The sequence below is a fragment of the Pseudomonas sp. FME51 genome (genome assembly GCF_014897305.1).
Map to the genome: position 1 here is coordinate 697,403 of NZ_JABUYN010000001.1, position 25,963 is coordinate 723,365.

At 35.1% G+C, this 25,963-nt stretch carries 21 protein-coding genes; 5 read left to right on the plus strand and 16 right to left on the minus strand.

Annotated elements, in window-relative coordinates:
- Window positions 1-39: 39 nt before the first annotated feature.
- The 15 genes from INT39_RS03300 to yieE all read right to left on the minus strand — a co-directional run bounded on the left by INT39_RS03300 (window position 40) and on the right by yieE (window position 19,781).
- Window positions 40-1,752, minus strand: a complete 1,713-nt coding sequence (locus INT39_RS03300) for a ShlB/FhaC/HecB family hemolysin secretion/activation protein (RefSeq protein WP_193014337.1) — start codon at window positions 1,750-1,752, stop codon at window positions 40-42.
- Between the two features lie 430 nt (window positions 1,753-2,182).
- Entirely contained in the window at window positions 2,183-3,349 is a 1,167-nt protein-coding gene (locus INT39_RS03305; RefSeq protein WP_193014336.1) for a hypothetical protein, read from the minus strand.
- A gap of 35 nt (window positions 3,350-3,384) precedes the next feature.
- Window positions 3,385-5,970 carry a fimbria/pilus outer membrane usher protein gene (locus INT39_RS03310; RefSeq protein ID WP_226893905.1) on the minus strand — a complete coding sequence of 862 codons (2,586 nt, stop codon included), beginning with the start codon at window positions 5,968-5,970 and terminating at the stop codon, window positions 3,385-3,387.
- A gap of 52 nt (window positions 5,971-6,022) precedes the next feature.
- Window positions 6,023-6,769, minus strand: coding sequence for a molecular chaperone (locus INT39_RS03315; RefSeq protein WP_193014335.1), 747 nt, complete (start codon window positions 6,767-6,769; stop codon window positions 6,023-6,025).
- A gap of 4 nt (window positions 6,770-6,773) precedes the next feature.
- Window positions 6,774-7,466 carry a molecular chaperone gene (locus INT39_RS03320; RefSeq protein ID WP_193014334.1) on the minus strand — a complete coding sequence of 231 codons (693 nt, stop codon included), beginning with the start codon at window positions 7,464-7,466 and terminating at the stop codon, window positions 6,774-6,776.
- Between the two features lie 8 nt (window positions 7,467-7,474).
- Complete coding sequence (locus INT39_RS03325; protein ID WP_193014333.1) at window positions 7,475-8,017, minus strand: fimbrial protein; 543 nt, start codon at window positions 8,015-8,017, stop codon at window positions 7,475-7,477.
- 10 nt (window positions 8,018-8,027) lie between these two features.
- Window positions 8,028-8,582: a fimbrial protein gene (locus INT39_RS03330; protein ID WP_193014332.1), complete on the minus strand. Its 555-nt coding sequence runs from the start codon at window positions 8,580-8,582 to the stop codon at window positions 8,028-8,030.
- A complete protein-coding gene (locus INT39_RS03335; protein WP_193014331.1) occupies window positions 8,560-9,258 on the minus strand; it encodes a molecular chaperone in 699 nt (232 codons plus the stop codon). Before INT39_RS03335 ends, INT39_RS03330 begins: the two co-directional genes overlap by 23 nt.
- Before the next feature lie 58 nt (window positions 9,259-9,316).
- Entirely contained in the window at window positions 9,317-9,868 is a 552-nt protein-coding gene (locus tag INT39_RS03340; RefSeq protein WP_075674306.1) for a fimbrial protein, read from the minus strand.
- A 551-nt stretch (window positions 9,869-10,419) separates the two neighbouring features.
- A complete protein-coding gene (locus INT39_RS03345) occupies window positions 10,420-11,799 on the minus strand; it encodes an APC family permease (RefSeq protein ID WP_193014330.1) in 1,380 nt (459 codons plus the stop codon).
- 966 nt (window positions 11,800-12,765) lie between these two features.
- The gene (locus INT39_RS03350) at window positions 12,766-14,745 is read right to left on the minus strand and encodes a ligand-gated channel protein (protein ID WP_193014329.1); all 1,980 of its coding nucleotides are present in this window, start codon (window positions 14,743-14,745) and stop codon (window positions 12,766-12,768) included.
- A gap of 170 nt (window positions 14,746-14,915) precedes the next feature.
- A complete protein-coding gene (locus tag INT39_RS03355) occupies window positions 14,916-15,704 on the minus strand; it encodes an ABC transporter ATP-binding protein (protein WP_193014328.1) in 789 nt (262 codons plus the stop codon).
- On the minus strand, window positions 15,704-16,711 hold the full coding sequence (locus INT39_RS03360; protein WP_226893929.1) for a FecCD family ABC transporter permease: 1,008 nt from the start codon (window positions 16,709-16,711) through the stop codon (window positions 15,704-15,706). Before INT39_RS03360 ends, INT39_RS03355 begins: the two co-directional genes overlap by 1 nt.
- A 567-nt stretch (window positions 16,712-17,278) precedes the next feature.
- Entirely contained in the window at window positions 17,279-18,769 is a 1,491-nt protein-coding gene (locus tag INT39_RS03365) for an amino acid permease (RefSeq protein ID WP_193014326.1), read from the minus strand.
- A gap of 118 nt (window positions 18,770-18,887) precedes the next feature.
- On the minus strand, window positions 18,888-19,781 hold the full coding sequence (yieE, locus tag INT39_RS03370) for a DNA-binding transcriptional regulator YeiE (protein ID WP_193014325.1): 894 nt from the start codon (window positions 19,779-19,781) through the stop codon (window positions 18,888-18,890).
- A 184-nt stretch (window positions 19,782-19,965) separates the two neighbouring features.
- Between yieE and INT39_RS03375 the strand changes: the two genes are divergently transcribed.
- A complete protein-coding gene (locus INT39_RS03375; RefSeq protein WP_193014324.1) occupies window positions 19,966-21,060 on the plus strand; it encodes a YeiH family protein in 1,095 nt (364 codons plus the stop codon).
- Between the two features lie 156 nt (window positions 21,061-21,216).
- Window positions 21,217-22,059 (plus strand): deoxyribonuclease IV, encoded by an 843-nt coding sequence (nfo, locus tag INT39_RS03380; RefSeq protein ID WP_193014323.1) that lies wholly within the window; start codon window positions 21,217-21,219, stop codon window positions 22,057-22,059.
- A gap of 65 nt (window positions 22,060-22,124) precedes the next feature.
- Here nfo and fruK read toward each other — a convergent pair whose 3' ends face one another.
- The gene (gene fruK, locus INT39_RS03385) at window positions 22,125-23,063 is read right to left on the minus strand and encodes a 1-phosphofructokinase (protein WP_193014322.1); all 939 of its coding nucleotides are present in this window, start codon (window positions 23,061-23,063) and stop codon (window positions 22,125-22,127) included.
- A gap of 188 nt (window positions 23,064-23,251) precedes the next feature.
- On the opposite strand from fruK, the gene INT39_RS03390 reads away from it, so the two are divergent.
- The 3 genes from INT39_RS03390 (at window position 23,252) to yeiP (ending at window position 25,906) form a co-directional block, all read left to right on the plus strand.
- On the plus strand, window positions 23,252-23,668 hold the full coding sequence (locus INT39_RS03390) for an NUDIX domain-containing protein (protein WP_193014321.1): 417 nt from the start codon (window positions 23,252-23,254) through the stop codon (window positions 23,666-23,668).
- A 282-nt stretch (window positions 23,669-23,950) separates the two neighbouring features.
- Window positions 23,951-25,192: a tryptophan permease gene (mtr, locus tag INT39_RS03395; RefSeq protein WP_193014320.1), complete on the plus strand. Its 1,242-nt coding sequence runs from the start codon at window positions 23,951-23,953 to the stop codon at window positions 25,190-25,192.
- Between the two features lie 141 nt (window positions 25,193-25,333).
- On the plus strand, window positions 25,334-25,906 hold the full coding sequence (gene yeiP, locus INT39_RS03400) for an elongation factor P-like protein YeiP (protein ID WP_193014319.1): 573 nt from the start codon (window positions 25,334-25,336) through the stop codon (window positions 25,904-25,906).
- The last annotated feature ends 57 nt before the right edge of the window (window positions 25,907-25,963 follow it).

A 25,963-nucleotide genomic window follows, 5' to 3' on the forward strand; every position in this document is an offset into this window, starting at 1 on the left:
TTATTATTTTTTATTTAATATTTGAGTTAATTCTGTATTTTAATAATTAAAATTAATACTAAATCCTAAATTAACATGATCCGTTTTAAAGCCATCAGGTTTAGATAATGGCGTGCCAATAAACGAATCATATTTTATTGTGGATGAAAATAACGAGCCTTTTATACCGATAACACCACCTGCAAGATGTTTACCTAATAAGCGAGGATTATCCGTATTTGTTTTTAACTCACCATAATCTGCACCAAGATAAATAAATTGCTCTGACATAGGATATCGCCAACTTAATGTATTTTGTAAATACCAACCTTCATTCGCACTAAGTGTTCTTTCACCATCAAATCCGCGAATAGTCCAACGATTTCCAATTGCGAGTTGATCAATGGGTGTTAATGCATTATGCGTCATTTGTTTACGATAACTTGCTTGGTATTTAAATTGCTGTTGAGCAATAGATATGGGGATATCTAATTCTGCACGCCATGTCAAAATACCCGCTTTATCTGTTGCATAGTCATTATCAAAATACGCTTCCTCATAAGCGGCAACAGAGCCAAACCAACGAGTTCCTTTTTGATAATTCACACTACCTTCAAAAGTGCCAAAGCTAAAATATTGGCGATGTGAAAAATTCATTAACCAATGGCTAACCCGTCGGCGTTGAATTTCAATTTCAGTGTTATCAACATAATTTCGTAATACTTTAGCTTGAACACCATAACGTAATGTCGTTTTACTACTTTGATTACGAAAAAGTGTGTATGACACACCTGCATTAACACTGTCACTTTCTCCTGAATAGAGAATATCTTTAATATGGCCTGCAACTGTTTGGGAATAATCATATTTAGAGGCATTAATATCAAATAGCCAATATCCATAAGGTACTGAATAATGGACCATTATATTTTGATTATTTTTACTACCAACAAAATCTAAATCACGTTCTGTTGATAAATAGAATAGATCACTTAATGCAAAAGGATTATCTAATGCTAGCATCAAGCCACCTTGATAACGTCCTGTTGCTGGCGATCCTGCGTCATTTACCCATAATGAAGCGTGCCAAAAACGTGATTGTTTTCGCTTTATCACTATATCGCTTTCACCTACATTTTCACTTGGCCTAATTTCCATTTCAGCACTCACAACGGGTAATCGTTGCAGGTTCTCTAACCCTTGTTCAATATCACGCAAATCAAGTAATTGTTCTTTATGTGCAGGCATACTGGTATAAAGTAACGCGTATTTATCAGAATCATCGGTAAATTTAACATGACGAATAATACCGGGTACTATCGTTAAATATAATGTTCCACGACTAATATCTTGTTCAGGTACAACAATACGCGTGGTGATCCACCCATGCATTAATAACCGATTTTGCATACGAGTCACTAAGGTATTTATTCCTTTTATACCTAAACATTGCCCTATAAATTCCACTTTAAATAGAGATAAATTAACCCAGTGAGGGATAACTTCTTTATTTGTTATTTCAATATGTTCAATACTAAAACAGAGTTTATCCTCTGTATTATTTTCTCGTCCTGTGTATTGGCTCATATCAAAATGTATATTAGGTGTTTCAGGCGTGAGTTGTTGATAAAGTGCCTCTTGCTGGCTTTGATTATGCTGTTGTTGCTGATTAAATATTTCAGTCGCTTTTTCAGAAGCATCCGCTGAAGATATGGGAGTATTAAATAGTGTAAAAAACACCCATAAATTTAAAAAGAGTATAATTTTTTTCATATTGTAAAATAAACAGAGTGTGTGATTTTAATTGTATTTAGGATACATCTAATCTTTAACATTATTGATATTAAAGTATATAAAGTAAATATCAAAAAATGAATAACAAATAAAATACCGTAACTTTGACAATATAAAGATTAAAAAAATCAACCTATGTTAAAATATTAGCCTTATATAATCACAAAAATTACTTAATAAATTAATTAATGTTAATCTTAATTAATTATAAAAATTAAAATAAATTTCACTTTGAATTAAAACATAGCCATTTATTTAGTTTAAATAACTTGAATTAAAATAATTTATTTATTATTGAAATATTTATTCGAGTTAAAATAAAATCTTAAATTAAATCAATAGAAATAAAAATATCTTCCATAAAAAAATGGATCCTAAGATCCATTTTTTCTTTTTTAAACCTCTATCTTTATCCACGGACAAAAATATTCACATCCACTTTACCGCGATATTCACCTGCTTTTGTACCTTCTGGTTTGCAAAGAGCCCATTTGATACCAAATATATCAGGTTGATTATTCCCCATATTGGTTCCACTTAACTCAATATCTGTATTATTGAACTTTAATAAGTTGTTATTATTTTCATCAGCACACGTTAAATTCGGTGTTGAAGTTTGCTTATAAGGCAATCCTATAACCCAAGGCTTTTTGTTAGATACAGTGCCATTAATAGGTGCTAAGACTAATTTATTTACATTACTTGGGTCTAAACTTCCCTCTTTAATCACCGCTGACATATTTACAGGGTTACCTGTCCCCCCACAGGATAATGTAAATACAGAGTCTTTAATGACTTCATTTGTAAATGTCATATTTTCATTAATTTGTTGATTAGATACGCCAGTAACAGCACAAGAACGTTTTACTGTTACATCAGCAATTACGTTAACTTGTGAAAAAAAGTCACCACTAGCACTCCGACCAAAACTACCTACATAAAAAGGAGTGCCTTTATACGTTAACTTACCTGGCGTTAAATTAGCATCAATATAAACAGGAAATGAACTTGGTGTTGTAACACTAACAACTTTTGAGCCACCACCAGGAACTGTTGTCGTTGCATAATTATGTGGCACAAAACATACATTAATGCTAGATGATTCTTTATCAACGAGACTACTATTCACCTGAAAAAATTGCCCCGAATAAGCACTTTGATAATTAGAACTAAAATTAGATAAACTGACATTGAAGTTAAATTGTGGTGTTACATATACTGCCGTACTTGTATTATTGGAATGCGTTAATTTTAGACCGTATTTATTAGTTTGCCCTGGAATTTTAGAAACAAATGTAGAATCACATCTCGTTTTTGACTGACTTAATGAAATAATCGCATACTTAGTATCCCAAGAAGAGTTACTGCTATTATCATAAACAGGACTCCCAGGAAAACTACTATTCCCAGTCAATGTACCATTTATATATTGAACTTGTGTAGGGCTAATATTCATATCAATCACCCCAGTTAAGCTTAATGTCATAGCCCCCCTATCTGTTCCAGCTAAAACATTAAATGACGAAGTCATTAATACTGAAGTTAGTGATGCCATCATTAAATTACGCATTTTCATTGTTATGCATCCACCTATAAAATAAGGATTATTTTTTATTGGCAAGAAAGAGATAAAATTCTTATTGGTTGCTTGCTATTGACTTCAATATTACTTAAGCCAGTATATGAAACGCTGCAACTTTGCTGATTTTTATTACCCCATTTCACTAACAACTTGCCATTATCAGGAAGTCCACTCATATAAAGCTGGCCATTTTCACCAACAATACCTGTATTCAAATCATTAGGATTATCAGCATCAATTAACGTAGCAATAGCGCCAAATGGGATAACACTTTTATTCTGAGAAAGATTTAAAATAGCCTGGAAACCAATCTTTGTTTTAAAGGTAACCTTAACAATAGCGCCTTTTGTCGGAACTACATTTTGAGATGTGGATTGTAGAGTCGTATTATCAGGCAATGTATTTACATTTAATGCAATTGTGTTTTGGCGATATTCTGTAAGATACGGTGATAACGCATATCCCTGTCCATTAATCGCACCATTTCCTGAACTTAATTCAGTACCTTTTGCTCCAGGCGCTTCAACAATGGCCATACTATTGCCCATACTTCTACCTAGCAATAAACCACCTGAATGTAAAAGCAAACCACCATTCATGCTGCCATTAACATTATAGTAGTCACTTGAATAATTATAATTTAGAGAGGATGTACCGTAGTTACCTGAATAATTAGCATATACTGAGCCATTATTAGATTGGCCTTGGTTAGCCCAAGATTGAGAAATACCATAAGATAAGGAGTTATCAAATGCACTACCAGATAATCCGACTTGCTGGTTAGTTCTTCCATTATTATCATGGTTTATCATGTAAGTACTATTAAAATTGCTGAGCGCAGGCGAATGACTAAACACACTAAATGGAACACTCACATTAAAACTAATTTGCCTATTTTCAGGCCAGCTATCATCTGATTTTATTCTATCAATACTGTAATTAACGCCAAAGTTAATACCACGAATATTGCCATTATATCCTGTCGTAAGTTGAGTAACATTCTTATCTTGTTCCCAATAATTATAACGGCTACCAGATAAATAAATACTACCGTACTGACCTAATGATTGTGATAATGACGTTGTAAAACGACTTTTTTCTCGTTCACCTAACCACGGTGAAGTACCATCTTTTAACCGATAATCTTCAGTATTAAATTGATTAAAATCGTAATAATCTTTAGTTGAAAAACGTAATGCAGTTAAGTCAACAGAGGTTCCTGTCGTGGTCATATTCTTAGAATAGCGGAATCGATAAGATTGCCCATTTTGGGAGCCTATTGTATTAAAGTCAGCATGAGCATGTGTGATATCTGTAGACAGAGCCCCCCAATTACCTAATGAAATTCCTATCCCAGAAGAAATAGCATAATAATCTTTCGCACCTAATAACCCACCATAAAGAGTGACATCATGAGGTAAACCATAAATACCACTAGCAAGCAGAAAATCTGCTTTTTTAGAACCAACCGTTGTGCCACCATCAAATCGCCCAGTACTAATTTCATATTTCCAACCACCCGGTCTTAACATTACGGGTAATGATGAAAAAGCAACTGTAAATGTCCTTTCTGAACCATCTTCTTCTTTCACTGTGACATCCAAGTTCCCTCCTGAACCACTCGCGTAAAGATCGGTTATTTTAAATGCGCCGGGTGCAACATAAGTTTGATAAATGACATTCCCATTTTGTCGGATAGTAATTTGCGCATTAGATTGAGCAATCCCACTCACATCTGGAGCAAAACCTTGTTGACTCGCTGGCAACATCTGTTCGTTAGAAACTAAACGCATACCTTTCATTGGTATACTATCAAAGACATCATTTCCGGTTGTAGTTTCACCAATAATAAATTCCGACCGTAAAGAATAAAGATTACGAGAAAGATAGGTATTAGAAAATTTATTACTATTATTACTTTGAGTCTCTACATTATTTGAATTTCTGGTATACGTCTGTGTCATTGTCGAACGTAAACGCCAATCATAAAGATTAAAACCGGTTCTTAGTTGAGCAAAGAAATTATCATTTTTTTGTTTTCCATTATTATTAATTTTATCAAAATGGCTATCGTTAGAAGAATGCCCTCCACTAAACATATAATTTATAAACATGGCAGAAACACCACTATCAAAAGAGGCGGGATCAATATAGCCAACGGCATCATTAGACATAACAATTTGAGGAAAACTAGTAATTAGTTTTAATTCTGATAAATTTACTTTTATTAATGCATCAGGAATATATTCATTAATATCATAAATCACCTGATCGCTTTTTAACATATTTAACTTAGGTATCACCTTAGTATTAACACCTAACTTATCTAATAATCCTCGAGTTATTTCAGGTACTACTTTATTATTAGGCCCTTTTACCAAATTAATGATGAACTCACCATTGTTATTATTATTGACATAAACTAACAAAGATATTTCACCTTCAGGTAACGCATCTTTTTGTGAAAATTGGCTTAAATCAATTTCATTTGCAGATGCACCTAATTGTCCATCCAGTAATGCAGGATCAAAATAATCCTCTGCAAAAGAGTTAAATGAGAACAAAATAAGTGATGTAAAAAAACTGTATCTAAACATTGCCATTGATTTATTCATTTTTACACTCTTAATATTTATCTTTATAAAAATAGATATTTTTATAAATTTTTTAATTTACTGTTTTCATTTTTTCATCTAATGGGAACATAAACTCATCTAATACCTGCCAATGAATAGATGTAATATTTTCTTTATTCAAAAATAAGTATTCTTGCGTACCAAATGGAGGTACATTTTTCGATAACTCTTGCAACTCGATCTCTTTTCCATTTATCTTTATCGTGTTAAAAGCTAGATAAATAGGTGAATTATTTTTAGCAATTATTTTATTACCATCAATTAAAAATGATAATTTTTTTTCTGCATCTTTTATTTTTATACCTTCAAGAGATTTTGGCCGATAATATATTTTAAAATTTAATGCCCTAATAAAGTTCATCTGCACATTTGAAGTTTCTTCAGATGTGGATGGTATTAATCGAAATTGAGAAATATAAACACTCTCTCTATCTGTTAGTAATGCACTTTCTGAGCCAGTAAACTTAATTACCCACTCATAGTATTCTTCAGGTTCTATTTTTTGTAATAGCGGAGTTAAAATAAAAGGAGGACTCTCTTTTTTATCAATTAATTGTAACCCCGTAGATTCATCTAACCATCTCATACTCGCTTGAACGAGATACGCTTTTTTTTCATTATTTCTTAAGCCAATAGAAATGCTTTTACTACTTTCATTATATGTCATTCTTTGTAATGAAAATTCAAATGCATTATTAGCAGACCATACTAATTGGCAATAAAAAAAAACCAATATCAAAGTAGTAATAGAAAAAACACGACTATTTAAAACCTTCATTTCATTAGTCCTTATATTTGAATTCTTTTGATAATTCACCATAGTCGTTAATGATATGCCAACTAGCTTCTTTTATTGATATTTCTACCAATTCAGTTTTGCTATAAGGTGCTAATAAGAAAGTTTTATTATATTTTTCATTATTAACTTTAATTGATGTCAATGTCATATAATATGGAGTTGGATTATCTAAAAACCACTTTCCTTCCTGTTCTTTAATAAAGATTTTTTTGTAATCTTTTTCTGAAGGCCTTGCTATATTTTCAGATCGATAAATGACTTTAATCACAAAATTAGTTATTAATACTAATTTTGATTCCTGTGATTCACTTTCATCAGGTCGTTTAGTAGAGGGTATAATTTTTGTATTCAAATAAAAGAGTGACTCTTTGTCATTGGGTAAATCTTGAGTATCTTTTAATAAAATACGTAAAGATGATACACTCTTGTTTTCTAAACGAAACACAGGAGGAGTAACAATAAAATTAGATGACAAATTTCCATCAATTCTTTCAGTAACGCCAGCTTGTATTAAATAAGGTTGATTATCATCATTAGAAATAGTTACACTTTCACTTGAACTACCTTCCGAAAAAATAACGCGTGTTTTGCCTAAACTAACTCCTTGAGCGTTAGCATTAAAATAACTAAAAGCTAATATTAAAATAACGGAAATTTTTATAATAAAATTATTCATATAATATCTTAATCAACGATATACGAAAAAGTTAACGTTGCCGAAAACTCTCCAGATTCGGGATCACAAACTGTGGGATCTTTGCATTTAACATAGGTATAAAGTGTTTTTTCTAATTTATCTTTACTTATGTTATTCCAAACCGTATCTTCAGATTTAAAAAAGTCTGCATTAGTATTAGATTGAGCAACGTTATTTTTACTTGATACTCTGATACCAAAACTTTTATTGAGATCATCATTAAAAGTAATCGTATTTAAAGTGCTTTTTGCCTTCATCGTCACATAAGTATCAAAAAAGTCATTCGTTTTACAGTCACTCAGTAATACCTTTATCGGAATAGGTTCTATAAGATTATTTTTAATTTTATTCGACTGAATACTGCCAAAATCAACTTCATTGTTACTTGTTCCTAATACTGAGAGCTTGCAGGTCTGTTTATCAATGGTCACTTTAAAGTCAAATTCAATACTTTGAGCACTAAAACTAATAAATAGTGCTAGTGTAATAAATAAACTTAACAAACTCCTTTTCAATAGAAATATATTCATATTTACTTTCTCAAGGTTGTACAAGCGTTAATGCTAATATTGCTTTTAGCGTACCGGGGTTAACCGCAGAACTGTCTTTCTTAACGAGCTCGACTTCAAAATCTTTATTTTTATTACCATTTCCTGTTGTAATATAAACAGAACTTGTTCCAGCATTAAAATTAACTAAAGAACAATGATCATCTTTACAATCGTATAGAGCAAAACTCGCATTAGTTAGATTATTCACCGGTGATATTTTGTTATTTACAATTTGTGTTCCTGATCCCGCTTTTATAACAACTTCCATATCAGGTGTTTCATCAACATAATCTTGGCAAAGATAATTAACTGAAAAAGGTATTTTATTTTCCTTTTTTACACCTATTTCATCAATATTTTGCATTAATGTTGATTGAGAAAACTTCACCGTTTGATCGGATAAAGTAAAAGCGCACGTTCCTTTTGTTACTGAGCCTTTTACGATAACAACCGCAGAATCATCAATAGCGCTATATCCATAAAAAGAGATACAAGTTAATAATGCGCCCAATACAATTGGTTTAAAATGTGGCTTTATGTTCATTAAATCCACCTAAATCATCTATTGTACGCCATTGAACACTTCCTTTAGTTACACCTGTAGGTAAGGCATATTTTATCGAACTATAAGGCGCGATCATGGCATTATTATTGGCCAAACTAACATCTAGCTTTATATTGTTGACAAAAAAACCAGCAAAATTGACGTAATAAGGAGAATTATTGACTACCTTTAACTGTTTTCCTTCCACACTAAATCCTAATTTCTTTTGCGCGTCCTCTGATGTCATCGGCAAATTTTTAGGTCGGTAGAAAAGTTTTATGACATTATCAAATCCCACACTTAGACCCGCTGTGTCAGTATTGTTGTTTTGTCCAGGGATCATCTTTGCATGAAAATAAAAAATACTTTCTCTATCTTTCGGTAAAGAATTACTCATGGCATAAATTTTTACTTCATGCCTTGATAAACTATTAATTCTAAAAAGAGGTGGAGTGACTTGAAATACAATTGGGTTTTCATCAGAGGAAATATAGGCTTGTACCAAATAATTTATTTTTGGTTCTTCATTACGAACGATGACCCCTACACTATTCTCACCTTCAGGATAAATAATACGTGTAGCGTTTAAACCCACACCTTTGGAATAAGCAAGTGGAGATATAATCATTAGTAAAATAACAAAAAATTTTTTTATTCTATTTGTAATTTTAATCATTATATTTCTTCTTTAATGAGAGGCTCTATTAGATAGAGCCTCTAAAAATTAAGTAATATTAGTTATAAGCAACAGTAAAAGTAACTGGTACTTTTAATTCATCACTTGTTACTGCACCGTTTGTTAAATACAGACCAGCAGTCATCGGAATACGACCAGTGCCGTCTTTAATGATCTCTTGTCCTAATGTCAGACCTGTTTCAACATTTGGTTTAACTAAAGTATTACTTGCTGTTGCTAACAATTTTACCGCTAAAGAAGCTGCTGTTGCATTAGCAAACATTTCAGAATCAAAGTTTGATTTATTACCACGAGCATAAAGATTGATTGTTCCATCAGCTGCTAATGCTGCTGTACAATTAGAAAGCTCTAAATTAAACGTCTTGTTATCTCCTAATTGATCACCGACGTTTTTGCCAGTAACTTCATCACTTGTGAAAGTTCCCCAATCAATTCTAGAACCTTCTGTTGTTGAAGAAACATCACAACTTGCGGCACGAATTAATGCTTCGAATGACACAGTTGTACCCTGTGTTGCAGCAAAAGCATTACCTGCAACCATAAATCCAGACAACACAATAAACGGAGCAACTTTCTTAATTAAAGACATATTGTTACCTTTCGTTTTTAAATAAATCGCCTATTGAAATTAGTTATATTCCCTTAATTATCTTATCAGATAAATTTCAAGGAAATATATTTACTAACTCCTTCAAAGAATAGCACAACAATCAAAGTTTACTCATAGAGTAAGTTTAAATCGCATAAGGATAATTATTTAAAAAACTTTATTTATAAAGTATTTTCTTTATTTTTAGGATATTTGACTAATCTTTAATTGAGTATCAATATAATACTTAAAATTTTATTTTAAATATATATTCTTTATTTTTCATATGTATATTCACATTTAAACAAATCTAGAAAAATATTTTATCGCACATGAAATACGTTATTTTACCTAATTATCATTACCTAGGAAAATACTTAGATTCAATATAAAATTATTTTTAATTTTTTATTCAATAAGTAGATATATTTAATTTCATTGTACACAAACCAGCCAATTTATTATTTATCACTCTCTATTCTTTTTTCAATACAAAAAAATGGCCTCAATAATGAGGCCATTTTATGTTTATTATTACAATTTTTATAATATCATTTTTCTGGCATTTGTGGCATTGGTCGACGGAACCGGCGTGTGAGCCACACCATATAAAGTAGACCAATTGCCCCCCAAACCAAGCCTAATTTCATTGAACCTGGTTCAAGATTTATCCATAAAACACCTATCGTTGCCGCCCCTATAATGGGCAGTATTAAATAGTTAATATTATCCATTAACCCTTTATTACGACGCTCACGAATATAAAATTGCGAAATAACAGATAAGTTAACAAAAGTAAAAGCAACCAATGCACCAAAATTAATCAATGCTGTTGCTGTCACTAAATCAAAGAACACTGCACCTAACGCTAAGAAACCGACAAGCAAGACGTTAAACGCTGGCGTACGCCATTTTGGATGTACATAACCAAACGTTTTTTCAGGGAAAACACCATCTCGCCCCATAACATAAAGTAGACGAGAAACACCCGCATGGGCAGCCATACCCGATGCTAAAACAGTCACACAAGAGAATACTAAAATAATTGACTGAAAAAGGGCACCAGCAACATACAGCATAATTTCTGGTTGTGATTCATCTGGTTTTTCAAAGCGTGAAATATCAGGGAAATATAACTGTAAAAAGTAAGATACAATAATAAAGATTAGTCCACCGATCAGCGCCGTTAAGAAAATCGCTTTCGGAATAACTTTACCCGCATTTGGCGTTTCTTCAGATAATGTGCTGATACCATCAAAACCTAAGAATGAGAAACAAAGAATGGTTGCTCCCGTTATCATCGGTATTAATTCAGCATCAACTGATGCGAACGGACGAATTGTCCATAACTCCCCTGCACCTTCTCCATTATATACACCGTGGATAAGTAGCCCGACAAAGACAATCATCACGGCAACTTGAACAATAACAATAATTGTATTTAAGTTAGCAACAACATTAATGCCACGTAAGTTAAAAAATGTCATTATTGCTACTAAAGAAAATACAAAGATCCACGGATCAACACTTGGGAATATGGCTTCTAAATAGATTTTTGCCAGCAATATATTAATCATTGGCATAAATAAATAATCTAATAATGAAGACCAACCCACCATAAAGCCAACATAGGGACTCATGGATTTTTGAGCATAAGTATAGGCAGAACCGGCCGATGGAAAACGTTTAACTAGTTTCCCGTAGCTGATTGCTGTAAATAAAATAGCAATGAGTGCAATTGCATAAGATGTCGCAACATGCCCATCGGTAATGCCAGAAACGATACCAAAGGTATCGAAAATAGTCATAGGCTGTAAAAAAGCGAGCCCCATCATGACTACCTGCATTAGGGTCAATGTTTTACGGAGTTGAACTCGATTGTTAGCACCGGTTTGGTTGGTGCCGATAGAGGAAATGACGTTATCTGACATTCGCGAATCCTCCCATAACTTCGGTTTGAGTATTCAATAAACTCAACCGACAGTTACTGGGAAGACTTCGCATCTGCCTATAAACAGAATAGAATGAAGTTTTTAGGGATGTGTATGTATTTAGGAGACGCCGTGCTCCGTAGTCATCATTACCGCAGGTGCCGTTCGGCCCAACTGCGAAAGAGAATAATTGTACCATATTAGCATTCCTCTATCATGACAACCCTTTCTCTAAGGGGCTGGCTGCTAATCAAATTATATTATCTATTCAGATTCAAACGAATCTGACCTCTTGGTGTAGTAATAAGTAAAAATGCAAAAAAAAACCGATGCACATTAAACGCATCAGTCATATTTTTAGTGGGCGCATTTTGCACGTCTCAGACTTAAATAGCAATACATTTTCATCAAAAAAACCTCTTTTTTTACGATCTTTTTAAATCGCAAACTAAGTCAATATATAATGCCACATTTAATTAACAACTATTGTGCTTTTATTACAAACACTAAGATGTAAACATTTAGAAAAATAGAATTTTAATTAAAAACACACACACGTAACCAATTAATAAATAAAGACTAAGAGCTAAATTAAATTTATTTTCAATACCAAAGCATCAAAATAAAGCATTTGAAATGCATTAATAAGATTAATGCTATGGTTTTGTTAAAATCCATTTCCATTTTTCAAAAAAACATTTTTTAATAAAAAACACCTATTTTTTATAGGTCTATTTCGCACAATAAAAATGTTAGTAAATAAATTAAGGAAAAAACGATAAATAACACGTAGAAATAACAATTTAATAGTCAGAATAAAGTGATTGATAAGATGATTTATTGAGCTAAATATAAACCTCAATATTTAAATTTTCCAGTATTAATTTTGAACAAATAAAACGAAATGAGTGATAAAAAAAGACTCCACAAATGGAGTCTTAATGACACAAACTGAGGGGGAATAAATTAGAAGTTGTAGTTCAAACCAAGGTTATAACGACGACCTTCTAATGTAGTATTAAAGTTTTCATAATTAATACGACGATCAAACACATTATAGACGCCACCAATCACATTAAGCTGTTTGGTTAAGCTGTAGCTGGTCCCAATATCAACAAACGCATAAGAAGGTGTTCCTGTTGCCATGCTGGTACGCGATAAATAATCCGATGTTTTGCCACGGAAGTTAATACGCGCCCACGTTTCCATTTCTGGCGTTGTTTCCCAGTTTAAGGTCGCATTAGCCATATGACGAGGCTGTTTATTCAGTGGCTTACCACTAAATGCACCACTCTTCTGCTCTGAATCCGTAAAGGTATAGTTAGCGGCTAAATTCCACTCTGGTGAAATTGTCCAGTTACCTGTAACCTCGATACCGCGCATATTGGCTTTATCTACATTTTCGCGCGTACTGATAAAGTCATATTGGTGACCATATCCTTGCTCTTTGGTACATGTCGGTAACACGCCTTTATCATCACAAATGCGACGTTCAGTAATTTTATCTTTAAAGTCAGTATTATAAATAGTAACACTTGCCGTTAAGTTGTCACGGTTGTCCCAAATAATACCAATTTCTTCAGTTACTGATTTTTCAGGTTTCAGATCTGGATTACCGTAAATCACAGCATTACCACCAGAGCCACCCGTTGCTTGTCCCCAAGTTTTGGTTGCTTGGCGTAGATCTGGTGAACGATAGCCAGTAGAAACGCCCCCTTTTAACGTCCATTCATCAGCCATATGCCAAACACCGTAAACACGAGGTGTCCAATGCGTACCGTAGTTTTCGTCTTTATCCATACGTAAACCGCCGGTTAAAGCGAAATCATTTGTAAGCGCCCATTCGTCTTCAGCAAACAGTGCCCAACTATAACGATCGAGTTTGCTGCCTTTATCTAAATGATTGTTGCTATCTTTTAACTCTTCAAAGCGATATTGAGCACCGACACTTAATGTATGTGCATCTAACATAAATACCGTTTGATTACGTATAGTCGTATCATTGTATTCCATTTTACGACTTGGATTATTATTCTCGTCACGTTGAATATATGTATTCATCGTACCAAAATCATAAACACCGTCATGAGTCAGTGCATATTGCGTTAACTCATATTTACTGAAGTCACTATTTTTAGATTTACGAGAACGCTCAGATGCTGAATATTCCCAACGTGCATCTCGATGTTGGCTGTCCTTTTTAAATTCAAATTCAACCGTGTTTTTGTCATCTGGTGTCCAGCTTAATGTCCCACCACCGCTTGCGGTAATTTGACGATTATAGCCATTCATAAATTTATCTTCACTACGATGTGAATATTGACCTTGGACTTTTAATCCTAGAAGGTTATCAATTAATGGACCTGCTGCATAAAAACTACCTTGTTCAGTATTTCCTGAGTTTTGACGTTCTGTCAGCGTGCTATCAGCACGCAAACTTACATTCCACTCTTTTTGTGCTTTACGAGTAATAATATTGATAACCCCACCCATTGCATCAGATCCATATAGAGAAGACATAGGACCACGTACAACTTCAATACGTTCAATGGCAGGTAAAGGCGGTAACCAACCTTGTTCAATACCCGAGTTATCACTATTAGGACGCGTCTCACGCGATGCAACACGCTTACCATCAACCAAGATCATGGTATATTTTGGATCCATACCACGAATACTGATATCAGAACTACTCCCACCGCCAGTTACTAATACGCCAGGTACATCTTTTAGCGCATCAGTCACGTCACGATAAGATTTAGTTTCTAGTTGTTCACGCGTAACAACAGAAACTGACGCAGGCGCATCTTCAATGGTTTGTTTAAACCCTGAAGCGGTTGTTACAAGCAGTTTTTCAACATTTTCTGCTGATGCAGTCATAATAAAACTTGATGCAATTGCTGCAACAACGCCAAGTGCGATTTTATTTTTATTTAACACTACCATTCCCGAATCTCCAAGAATATATATTCTTTATGTTTTATATAGATGGATATATCGACAATTGCTCAGAAATTAGGGTAATAAATAAATTTAATTACCCTTAGTTATTTTAATATTATTTTTATATCCTTATTTACTTCATTCCTATATTAACTTCTTTTTATCTTTCTTTTTTACTTCTCTATTTTATCCACTAAACCATCAATAATAATTTGAGGTATTCCTTGTGAACAATATTCCAATCTACCTTGAACACCGTAAACATCAGCAAGGCTTTGTGCCGTGATAACCTTATCTGGCGCGCCCTGTGCAATTAATTGTCCTTGCTTCAACATTAATACATGTTCGCCATGTCGTAAGGCGATATTAATATCGTGAACCACCACAACAGTAATAATATTTCTACGGTGTGTTTCTTTAGCGACTAAATCCATTACATGATATTGGTAATTAAGATCCAACGCACTTAATGGCTCGTCCAATAATAATAAAGAGGGTTGTCTAATTAATGATTGAGCAAGCCCTACTAATTGTTTTTGACCACCCGACAATTCATCTAAATAACGTAACGCTAAATGCTCAATACCTAATTGACGTAATAAGTGCATTACCTGAGCTTCGCTATGTTCATTATGTAATCCACCAGAAGCACGCTGTGCCACAATAATGGATTCTAAAACATGTAAATGAACACCTGCGGGTAATGTTTGTGGCAAATAAACCACATTTTGAGCGCGTTGTGCAAAATTCATCGATGTAAGATTATTCCCATCTAAACTGACAACACCTGATGATTTATTTAATCCTGCTAACGCTCTTAATAATGTTGATTTCCCACTGCCATTTGGCCCTAATAATACGGTGACTTTACCTTTAGGTAAGGGCGCGACATCAAGTGCTTTAATAATCAAGTGTTTAGCATATCCTGTGCTAAAATCTTGGATCTTTAATCCTTCCATCATTATATATTCCCTCTATGACGTAAAATCATACTGAGGAAAAACGGTACTCCCACCAGCGATGTCACAATACCCACAGGAATAATGACACCAGGTATTAAATTTTTAGAGGCAATAGACGCCAAAGATAAAACTAATGCGCCAATCAATGCACTTGCAGGTAAATAGAATCGGTGATCTTCACCAAACATCATGCGGGCAATATGAGGTGCCACTAAACCAATAAAAGCAATAGGCCCAACAAAGGCAACTGCTAGTGCCGTTAAAATACTGATGCGCACTAATGAGCCTAATCTCAATTTTTTTACATCAATACCAAAACTAATTGCTCTATCTTCGCCTAATCGCAATGCGGTTAGTTTCCATGCACTCATCCATGAAATTATCATGATCACAGCAAAGACAGCAGCCATAACACCTAGTTTTACCCATGTCGCGCGCGCTAAGCTTCCCATCGTCCAGAAAACCAATCCTTGGAGGGTATCTTCTGTCGCAATAAATTGCATCATTGAAACTAAGGCATTAAAGGTGAATACCATCGCAATACCAAATAGCACAACCCCTGATGTAGGTACCCGGGTCCAACGGGTTATACCATCTAATAACAACGCTGATAGCAAAGCAAAAAGAAATGCGTTCGCCGAAATAAACCATTGATCAGGGATGCCCGGAATACCAATACCTAGCACAATAGCTAATGCCGCACCAAATGAAGCTGCATTTGATAAACCTAGTGTAAATGGACTTGCTAATGGGTTATTTAAAATAGTTTGCATTTCTGCACCCGCTAATCCTAGCGACATGCCAACCACAACTGCCATTAAGGCGTAAGGTAAACGAATATCCCATACAATCACCCGAGAACCTACATCAACAAGCTCAGGCTGAAAAAGTGTTGTAAGTAATTTATCAAGAGACAAACCTGAAGGCCCCATGGTGAAATCTAACACCACTGAACCACAGATAATAAAAATGATAACACCTAGCCATAACATGCGTTTATTCATCATATTACGATAATGTGCTTTAACATTATCTGATGTGTTTTTTGCATGCTCTTCTGTGGCAAGTTGTTCCGACATAATGCTCATATCAATTGTTGTACCTAGTCTTTTTTTTACGTTGTTCTGTTTTTACTCGTTGTTCAATAAAGTAAAAACATATCGTACAACTCATCAAGTACTTTTTATATTCAAGTATCCAATGACTAATCTGGAGCAATTTATTTAATAAATAAGTGAGTTGCCAAATTATTATACGGTGAATTATATTGGCTGTGTAAATTATTATATGACGGTGAGCTATTTGATTGTGGTATTGAACAACAGAAGGATTAACTGTTATCAGACTTATTACATTAAGCATATTATTTACAACCAATAGCACTGTCATTTTATTTATCATCAAATAAATTGTGCGCTAACAATAAAGCAAATAATAATAATTATCAATGCGATTGCTAATATAATTGGAATTTTTGTATATCTTTTATAATCTTTGGATTATAGAAATAAAAAATGCCCGTTTTATAGTGATTAAGATCACAAAACGGGCATTTTACTATCTTGTTTTATTGGCTATTTTTTATTCTCAATATGCGTTGGAAATTCCATTTCGTTATAACGAATAAAGCGGGTTTTCTTCACAATCTTATAAGAAAACCAGATTAATAAAAATAATGGGATACCAATGTACGTTGCAATTGCGCCATACCAATCAATTGTATCTTCTAAAAATGCTTGGTAGTTTTGCCCCAATGTAATAATTAAACACAGTATAAAGGCAAAAATTGGGCCAATTGGGAAGAATCCTGAGCGATAAGGTAAATCATTTAAATCGCGGCCTTGTGCAACATAACCTTTACGAAAACGATAATGACTAATCGCAATACCTAACCATGCAATAAAACCGGTCATTCCTGATGTGTTTAATAGCCACAAATAGACCGTTTGGTTACCGTACATTGAACTTAAGAAACACAGACCCGCAACAACCGTTGTTGCATAAAGTGCATTACGTGGTACACCGTTTTTCGATAATTTACCAAAGCATTTCGGTGCTTTACCTTCTCTTGCTAAAGTAAATAGCATACGTGTTGATGCGTACATACCTGAGTTACCCGCAGAAAGTACTGCAGTCAAGATAACAGCGTTCATGATGGCAGCCGCAGATAATAGTCCTGCATTCTTAAAGACTAACGTGAATGGGCTAACACTAATATCGCCAACATCATTACGTAATAAGCTAGGATCGGTATAAGGGATAATTAAGCTAATAATTAAAATAGCAAAGATATAGAACAGTAAGATACGCCAGAAGACTTTACGCACTGCTTTTGGAATATTTTTAGCCGGATCCTTGGATTCACCCGCCGCAATACCGATTAGTTCAGTACCCTGAAATGAGAAGCCGACAATCATTGCCACACCAATCATAGCAGCAAATCCACCCGCAAAAGGTGCATCACCAATTTCCCAGTTGTGCCAACCTGCGTTTTCAGCACCTCTCATTATGCCAGTGATCATCGCAATCCCGACAATAATGAAGATAATAACGGTAGTAACTTTAATTAAAGAGAACCAGTATTCTGCCTCGCCAAATCCTTTTACAGAAATATAGTTAAGCAAGAAAATAACACCTAGGAATAATGCACTCCAAATCCAACCGTCAATATCAGGGAACCAATAAAGCATGACTAATTGTGCAGCAACAAGGTCAACAGCAATAGTCACAGCCCAGTTATACCAATAGTTCCAACCTAATGCGAAACCAAATCCTTCTTCTACATATTTAGAACCATACGTAGAAAAAGAACCAGATACAGGCATAAAGGCAGCTAATTCACCAAGGCTTGTCATTAGGAAATAGACCATCAACCCAATTAAAGCATAAGAGAGTAATGCTCCACCTGGCCCTGCTTGAGCAACAGTAGCACCTGATGCGACAAAAAGTCCTGTACCAATTGAACCACCAATAGCGATCATCGCTAAATGTCGCGCCTTTAATTCTCGGCGCAAAGTCGGCTGTACTGCACCCGAATTCGCAGTACTTTTTTGTTGTTCTGACATAACATTCCACTTTTATATTCACTTTCCTGACAAGGATTGTAGCAAATTTGTCGTTTGTGAATAGCAAGGATCAAGGATTATAAGATACCTTCATAATCGGGCGTCAATTATTAGCAATTTATGAAAGATTGCCGATTAAATGCTCGGCATTACAATAAGTCAGTAGTTTTTTCAGCGCATCAGAGACGTGTTTTTGGCGATGATAGACAAGATATAAGGTACGTTGTAATGCCAAACCTTCTACTTTTATCTCTTTTAATGCACCATTATTAATCTGTTCATCAATAACTCGGCGAGATAAACAGCTGATCCCCATTTCATACATCACAGCATGTTTTATTGCTTCTGAATTACCTAGCTCCATTTCAATACGATAGCCGGGTAAAGAAGCAAAAAGGAGGTGATTAAGGACATCTCGGGTTCCTGATCCATTTTCTCGTAAGATCCAAGGCGCTGATTGTAAATCGGTTAAAGTCACCTTTGAAGCCTTGGCTAATGGGTGGTCGGGAGAGCAAAAAATAACCATTTCATCTAAAAGCCATTTTTGACTAATTAGCTCAGAACTTTGACACGCGCCTTCAATTAAACCTAAATCGACACGAAACTCACTGACTAGCTTTACTACTTCTTCAGTATTACCAATGCTCATTTCTAGTGGGATATCTGGATAATTACGGTGAAAATTACCTAGCATTTTCGGAAGAATATAATTTCCTATTGTAGTACTTGCAGCAATACGTAAGGCACCATTTCCGGCTTGGAATAACTGCTCAATTTCTGTGGCGCGTTCAAGTAAAGATAATGCTTTAGGATAAAGTAACCGCCCATGTTCATTAGTAACTAAGCGTTTCCCTACTCTATCGAAAAGCTGTACACCTAATTGGCTTTCGAGATCAGTTAAAGATGCACTAACAGCAGATTGTGATAAAGCAAGCTGTTGTGATGCTTGCGTTGTAGAACCACTCTTGAGAACTTCAGTAAAGACTTCCAGTTGCCGCAACGTAATTCGCATATCCATTCCACCTTTGAACTGTCATTGTAATAACATACTATCCACAAACCAGTAACATACCAAGCACATTTAAGAAAATACACATATATTAGTTTTAGTGGTTATTATTATAAAAATAATGAATTTAATAAATAAGATTACTTGTTATATGCTTATGCAAAATTCATATAAGCAGGTTTTTTCTATGTCAGAGCAAAGTCAACCTATTACATTAGCGAAAAGATGCTTCACCCCCATCTATCGCTGGCTTCCTGGTTTACTACTAACCGGTGTATTAACTGCACTTGCTATTTATATTGGTGATATCCCTTGGTTTTCGAGTATGGGATTAGGTGCATTAACGCTAGCGATTTTATTCGGTATTATCGTGGGCAATACCTTTTACCCTGTTGCAAAGCCTTATAGTGATGAAGGTGTTAAATTCGCTAAACACTATTTATTACGTACAGGTATTATCCTATATGGCTTTAGACTGACGTTTCAGCAAATTGCTGATGTAGGGGCTACGGGCTTAATTATAGATGCCATTATGCTAACATCGACTTTTCTTATTGCGATGTGGGTTGGCCGAAAATATTTCGGTTTAGATGAACAAACGGTGATCTTAATTGGGGCGGGTAGCAGTATTTGTGGTGCAGCTGCCGTGATGGCCACAGAGCCCGTAGTTAAAGCACAAGCAAGCCAAGTTGCGGTTGCTGTTTCTACTGTAGTGATTTTCGGGACTATTGGTATTTTCCTTTATCCTTGGTTTTATCATTTAAATGCATTTGCAGGTTGGTTACCATTTACGGAAGAAACCTTTGGTATTTTCTCAGGCTCGACTATTCACGAAGTCGCACAAGTGGTTGCCGTAGGCCATTCTATTAGTCCTGATGCTGAAAATGCAGCGGTGATCAGTAAGATGATCCGTGTAATGATGCTAGCGCCTTTCTTAATTATTCTTTCAACATATTTAAGTAAAAAGAAAAGCAAAGCAAACAATGGCGCACAAGATACTGAGAAAAGCCCAATTACTATTCCTTGGTTTGCTGTGTTTTTTATATTGATGGCTGGTTTTAACTCTTTTAATTTAATTCCAGCGTCTATTGTTAGTTACATTGTAACCATTGATACTGTTTTATTAGCAATGGCGATGGTGGCCTTAGGTTTAACAACGCATATTAGTGCAATCCGTCAAGCGGGGGTTAAGCCACTATTATTAGCATTATTCCTTTTCTTCTGGTTAACACTGGGAGGTGCTGTTATTAATATCTTTATTCAATCTGTGTTAATGTCTTAAGTTAACAATTAACAGCCATTATTTCCGCCTTGAGATGTATGTTTAATTATTGCGCAACTTTTTCAGTTGCGCTTTTTTGCTTTTATGACCTCAATATGATGTTATAAGTCTGTATGTTTGTTATCGTGGTGTGAAATAAATCTAAGGAGAGAAGTAATGAAATTTGTTGGCGCACATGTCAGTGCTGCGGGTGGTGTCGATCAGGCGGTATTACGCGCACATGAAATCAAAGCCACTGCGTTTGCCCTTTTTACTAAAAATCAGCGCCAGTGGAAAGCCGCACCATTATCCACAGAAGTAATTGATAACTTCAAAAAAAATTGTGAAACTTATGGATACGCCCCTTCTCAAATTTTACCCCATGACAGTTATCTTATTAATTTAGGCCATCCTGAAGAAGAGGCTCTTGAAAAATCAAGAAATGCTTTTTTAGATGAGCTTCAACGATGCGAACAACTGGGTATCGAATTACTCAATTTTCATCCAGGTAGCCACTTAAATAAGATTGATGTTGATAAATGCCTACAAAAGATTGCCCAATCCATTAATATCGCCTTAGATAAAACACACAACGTCACCGCAGTGATTGAAAATACCGCAGGACAAGGCACAAATCTAGGTTATCGTTTTGAACACCTTGCTGCCATTATTGAAGGTGTCGAAGATAAATCTCGTGTTGGTGTTTGTATTGATACTTGTCACACCTTTGCCGCAGGTTATGATCTAAGAACTGTTGAAGAATGTGAAAAAACATTTGCTGAGTTTGAAAAGATTGTAGGCTTTCAATACTTAAAAGCCATGCATCTGAATGATGCAAAAAGCGAATTAGCCAGTCGTGTAGACCGCCATCATAGTTTAGGTGAAGGTAATATTGGTAAAGTTCCTTTTAGCTATATTATGCAAGATCCCCGTTTTGATGGCATTCCACTTATTTTAGAAACGATTAATCCAGATATTTGGCCTGATGAAATAGCGTGGTTAAAATCACAACAACGCTAATCGCTGTGATATCTACTACAGCTACAATTGCGGTTTACCTTTCAATAAACCGCAATTAATAAATTTTATTTAATAGGTATTAATTCAATCTGAGTCATCATTTCAGCAAGTTGACTTCTGTCTTTTATTCCTACATCCGACTGACTGACAGATAAAGCAGAAATCGCAGTCGCAAGGCGCAATGTATGTTCACTGGTTTGGCTCATTAATAAACCATAAACTAAACCTGCAACCATTGAATCACCTGCACCAACAGTGCTTATGACATCACAATGAGGAGGTTTTGCTAGCCAAGCTCCTGATGCATTTACCCATAAAGCGCCTTTTTCACCTAATGAAATAACCACATGAGCAATACCATTCTCTCTTAGTTGATGAGCAGCATTGATAATATCTGTCATCTCAGTAAGCGCATGTCCTATCCATGCTTCTAATTCTCGATGATTAGGCTTTACTAACCAAGGCGCAGCTTTCAGTCCAGCAACAAAGGCATCACGACTACTGTCGAAAATAATACATGGACATAATCTTCTTAATTTAATCATCCATTGAGTAAAAGCATCAGGTTCAATGCCTTTAGGCAAACTTCCACTCACCACCACCATATCAAAATGGCCTAACCAATTTAGCGAGTCTGTTGAAAAGCGTTGCCAGTCTTGCTCTGCTACCGTGAAACCTGAAAAATTAAAGTCTGTAACTTGCCCTTTTCCTTCAGTTAATTTCACATTAATACGTGTTCGTCCTGACACAAGATAAAAACGGTTTGCCATCCCATTTTCACTGAAAAAATGCTGAAATTCCTCTTGGTTTTCGCGTCCCATAAATCCGCTAACCGTAATATCTATTCCTAAATCGCGCAGAACTTTAGCGACATTATTTCCCTTTCCAGCAGGATTAAGCCCAGCAGTTCGGACTAAATTAACACCACCTATATCAATAGCTGGACAAGCACCAACAAGATCATAGGCCGGGTTTAAGGTGATCGTAGCGACACGGCGACTCATGCCCTCACTCCCAAATCGTTTTTATTATGAATATTTAGGGTGCTATATATAGCATTAATTAACCTTTTATTCAGTGAAATCACTCGGGTTGTTCTTGCACTCTTGCTATCATCAAAGGACAATATCACCCATAAAAACGACTTATCTTATCCGTTATCGATAACTATATAAAAAATAAGGAGCTTAGAATGTCAGTCGTGGTAGGCGTTGGCGTGATTATCGTAAATGAAAAAGGCGACATTTTAGTAGGAAAGCGTTGTGGAAAACATGCACCTTACTGGTCAATTTTTGGTGGTCATGTTGATGAAGGTGAAACATTTGAACAATGCGCCATTCGTGAAATAGAAGAAGAAATTGGTATTGCAATTACAGCGCCTCAAGTGATTGGTATTAGTAATAATCTGGAAACTTACCAATTAGAAGGCAAACACACTGTCTCTATTTGCATGGTTGCACAATACCAAGGCGATAAACCCAAATTAATGGAGCCAGACAAATGCTCTGAAATTCGCTGGTGTTCACCCGATGATTTACCTGAACCTCATTTTGAAGCTAGTCGTAACTCCATTACCTTATGGAAAAGTAAACAATTTTACCAAGATTAATTAAAAATCCTCTATCCTGTTCATTATTCTGAATATTCTCTATTCAGAATAATGTTTTATTTTTGCTTAAAACTTGACTTATTTATCCCCTTATTTCTTTATCATTTCTAATAACCTTCGCACTAATCTATTGATTTATATAATCACATTTTTCTATTGTATTATTTTTACTCAGTTTTTTCTTTTATAAAGCACTATTTCCTCTATTTACACCTTGAATTCAAAAGTGTATTCTTTACACCATCAAGCTAGTACATTGAGTTAATTTTATAAGGACATCTTATGTCAGAAGTCACATCACTAACAAAGCGACCATCCGTACTCGGTGGTGCTATGATCATTGCAGGTACCGCCGTCGGTGCTGGTATGTTTTCCATTCCTATTGTGACTTCAGGTATCTGGTTTACCGGTTCTATTTTTCTGTTGATTTACACTTGGTTTTGTTTATTTATGTCTGGATTAATGATCTTAGAAGTGAATCTTCATTATCCTTTAGGTTCCAGCTTTCATACCATTACCAAAGATTTGTTAGGAAAAGGCTGGAGCACCATTAATGGCCTTTCTATTGCATTTGTTCTCTATATTTTGACTTATGCTTATATTTCAGCAGGCAGCTCAATTATCGTACAAAATTTTGCAGAGATGATCAGCGTACCACAAGCGATTGCAGGCCTAGTATTTGCTTTGATTGTCGCTTTCTTCGTGTGGTTATCAACACGTGCAGTGGACAGATTAAGCACTATTTTAATTGGCGGGATGGTCATTGCGTTTATATTAGCTATTGGCGGTTTATTTACTGAAGTAAAAATGCCGGTGTTATTTAACACAAATGAAAGCAATGCCAGCTACTTACCATATGCCTTAGCCGCATTACCTTATTTACTTACCTCGTTTGGTTATCACGGTAATATTCCAGGTTTAGTAACGTACTACCGTAAAGATGGCAAAGCAGTCATGAAAAGCTTACTTATTGGTACGTTAATTTCACTCGCGATTTATATTTTATGGCAGTTTGTGGTACAGGGTAATATACCTCGTGAAGATTTCAAGCAAGTCATTGCTGATGGTGGAAATATTGGTAATTTATTAACTCAAATGCGTTCAACTACTGCCAATGCTACAGTATCACTGCTATTAGATTTATTCTCTTATATGGCATTAGCAAGCTCATTCTTAGGCGTTTCATTAGGATTATTCGATTACTTAGCGGACTTCTTTAAATTCTCCAATACAGGAAGTGGTCGATTTAAATCTGCACTAGTGACGTTTATACCCCCGACTATTTTAGCCATTATTTTCCCTGATGGCTTCTTATATGCCATTGGATTTGCAGGTCTCGCAGCAACTATTTGGGCAGCAATTATTCCAGCCTTAATGGCAAAGGCCAGTCGCCAACGTCATCGAGGTCAGAGCTTTAAGGCTCCTGGTGGTATGTTTATGATTGGATTTGTTATTTTATTTGGCATCATCAATGCTAGCGCACATATCTTAGCAAACTTTAATTTTCTCCCTATCTACCGTTAATCCCTTCATCAAAAGCCAGCATTAGTTGGCTTTATTTTTTATTAAATCTTATAAAAATGTGTGCGAATAACTTGCCAAGTTTCTGCACTACGAGTAATTTTGTCGCCATTATCGTCAATGTTATTTAATGGAAGGTTTTATATGGCAAAAGCCAATGAAATTAAACGTGGTATGGCTGTTAGTTATAACAACAAATTATTACTGGTAAAAGATGTTGATATTCAAGCACCGAGTGCTCGTGGCGCAAGTACTCTGTACAAAATGCGCTTTACTGATATCCGTACAGGCCAGAAAGTAGAAGAGCGTTTTAAAGGCGATGATATGGTTGATACTATCAACTTAACGCGTCGCGCTGTCAGTTTTTCTTATATTGATGGTGATGAATATATCTTTATGGACAATGAAGATTACACACCTTACACCTTCAAAAAAGATCAAATTGAAGATGAATTACTGTTTATTCCTGAAGAAGGCTTAGCAGGAATGCAAGTATTAACAATGGATGGCCAGGTTTTAGCATTAGAACTGCCACAAACTGTTGATATGGAAATAGTAGAAACCGTTCCAGGTATTAAAGGTGCATCAGCAAGTGCGCGTACAAAGCCTGCAACATTACCTACAGGATTAGTTATTCAGGTACCTGAATACCTTTCAACAGGTGATAAAGTTCGTATTCATATTGCTGAACGTCGTTATATGGGCAGAGCTGACTGATCAATAGTCAAATGCTCCCTCATTAGCAAATCGCTAATGTTGCTTAAATAGGTCAGA

Excerpts from the sequence above, each read along its gene's own strand:
- INT39_RS03350 (WP_193014329.1), bottom strand. The coding sequence starts at position 14,745 with ATGGTAGTGTTAAATAAAAATAAAATCGCACTTGGCGTTGTTGCAGCA.
- INT39_RS03330 (WP_193014332.1), bottom strand. The coding sequence starts at position 8,582 with ATGAACATAAAGCCACATTTTAAACCAATTGTATTGGGCGCATTATTA.
- fruK (WP_193014322.1), bottom strand. The coding sequence starts at position 23,063 with ATGAGTCGCCGTGTCGCTACGATCACCTTAAACCCGGCCTATGATCTT.
- INT39_RS03360 (WP_226893929.1), bottom strand. The coding sequence starts at position 16,711 with ATGATGAATAAACGCATGTTATGGCTAGGTGTTATCATTTTTATTATC.
- INT39_RS03305 (WP_193014336.1), bottom strand. The coding sequence starts at position 3,349 with ATGAAAATGCGTAATTTAATGATGGCATCACTAACTTCAGTATTAATG.
- INT39_RS03345 (WP_193014330.1), bottom strand. The coding sequence starts at position 11,799 with ATGTCAGATAACGTCATTTCCTCTATCGGCACCAACCAAACCGGTGCT.
- yieE (WP_193014325.1), bottom strand. The coding sequence starts at position 19,781 with ATGCGAATTACGTTGCGGCAACTGGAAGTCTTTACTGAAGTTCTCAAG.
- INT39_RS03315 (WP_193014335.1), bottom strand. The coding sequence starts at position 6,769 with ATGAAGGTTTTAAATAGTCGTGTTTTTTCTATTACTACTTTGATATTG.
- INT39_RS03310 (WP_226893905.1), bottom strand. The coding sequence starts at position 5,970 with ATGAATAAATCAATGGCAATGTTTAGATACAGTTTTTTTACATCACTT.
- INT39_RS03320 (WP_193014334.1), bottom strand. The coding sequence starts at position 7,466 with ATGAATAATTTTATTATAAAAATTTCCGTTATTTTAATATTAGCTTTT.
- INT39_RS03375 (WP_193014324.1), top strand. The coding sequence starts at position 19,966 with ATGTCAGAGCAAAGTCAACCTATTACATTAGCGAAAAGATGCTTCACC.
- INT39_RS03390 (WP_193014321.1), top strand. The coding sequence starts at position 23,252 with ATGTCAGTCGTGGTAGGCGTTGGCGTGATTATCGTAAATGAAAAAGGC.
- INT39_RS03365 (WP_193014326.1), bottom strand. The coding sequence starts at position 18,769 with ATGTCAGAACAACAAAAAAGTACTGCGAATTCGGGTGCAGTACAGCCG.
- INT39_RS03335 (WP_193014331.1), bottom strand. The coding sequence starts at position 9,258 with ATGATTAAAATTACAAATAGAATAAAAAAATTTTTTGTTATTTTACTA.
- INT39_RS03355 (WP_193014328.1), bottom strand. The coding sequence starts at position 15,704 with ATGATGGAAGGATTAAAGATCCAAGATTTTAGCACAGGATATGCTAAA.
- INT39_RS03340 (WP_075674306.1), bottom strand. The coding sequence starts at position 9,868 with ATGTCTTTAATTAAGAAAGTTGCTCCGTTTATTGTGTTGTCTGGATTT.
- nfo (WP_193014323.1), top strand. The coding sequence starts at position 21,217 with ATGAAATTTGTTGGCGCACATGTCAGTGCTGCGGGTGGTGTCGATCAG.
- INT39_RS03325 (WP_193014333.1), bottom strand. The coding sequence starts at position 8,017 with ATGAATATATTTCTATTGAAAAGGAGTTTGTTAAGTTTATTTATTACA.
- INT39_RS03300 (WP_193014337.1), bottom strand. The coding sequence starts at position 1,752 with ATGAAAAAAATTATACTCTTTTTAAATTTATGGGTGTTTTTTACACTA.
- mtr (WP_193014320.1), top strand. The coding sequence starts at position 23,951 with ATGTCAGAAGTCACATCACTAACAAAGCGACCATCCGTACTCGGTGGT.
- yeiP (WP_193014319.1), top strand. The coding sequence starts at position 25,334 with ATGGCAAAAGCCAATGAAATTAAACGTGGTATGGCTGTTAGTTATAAC.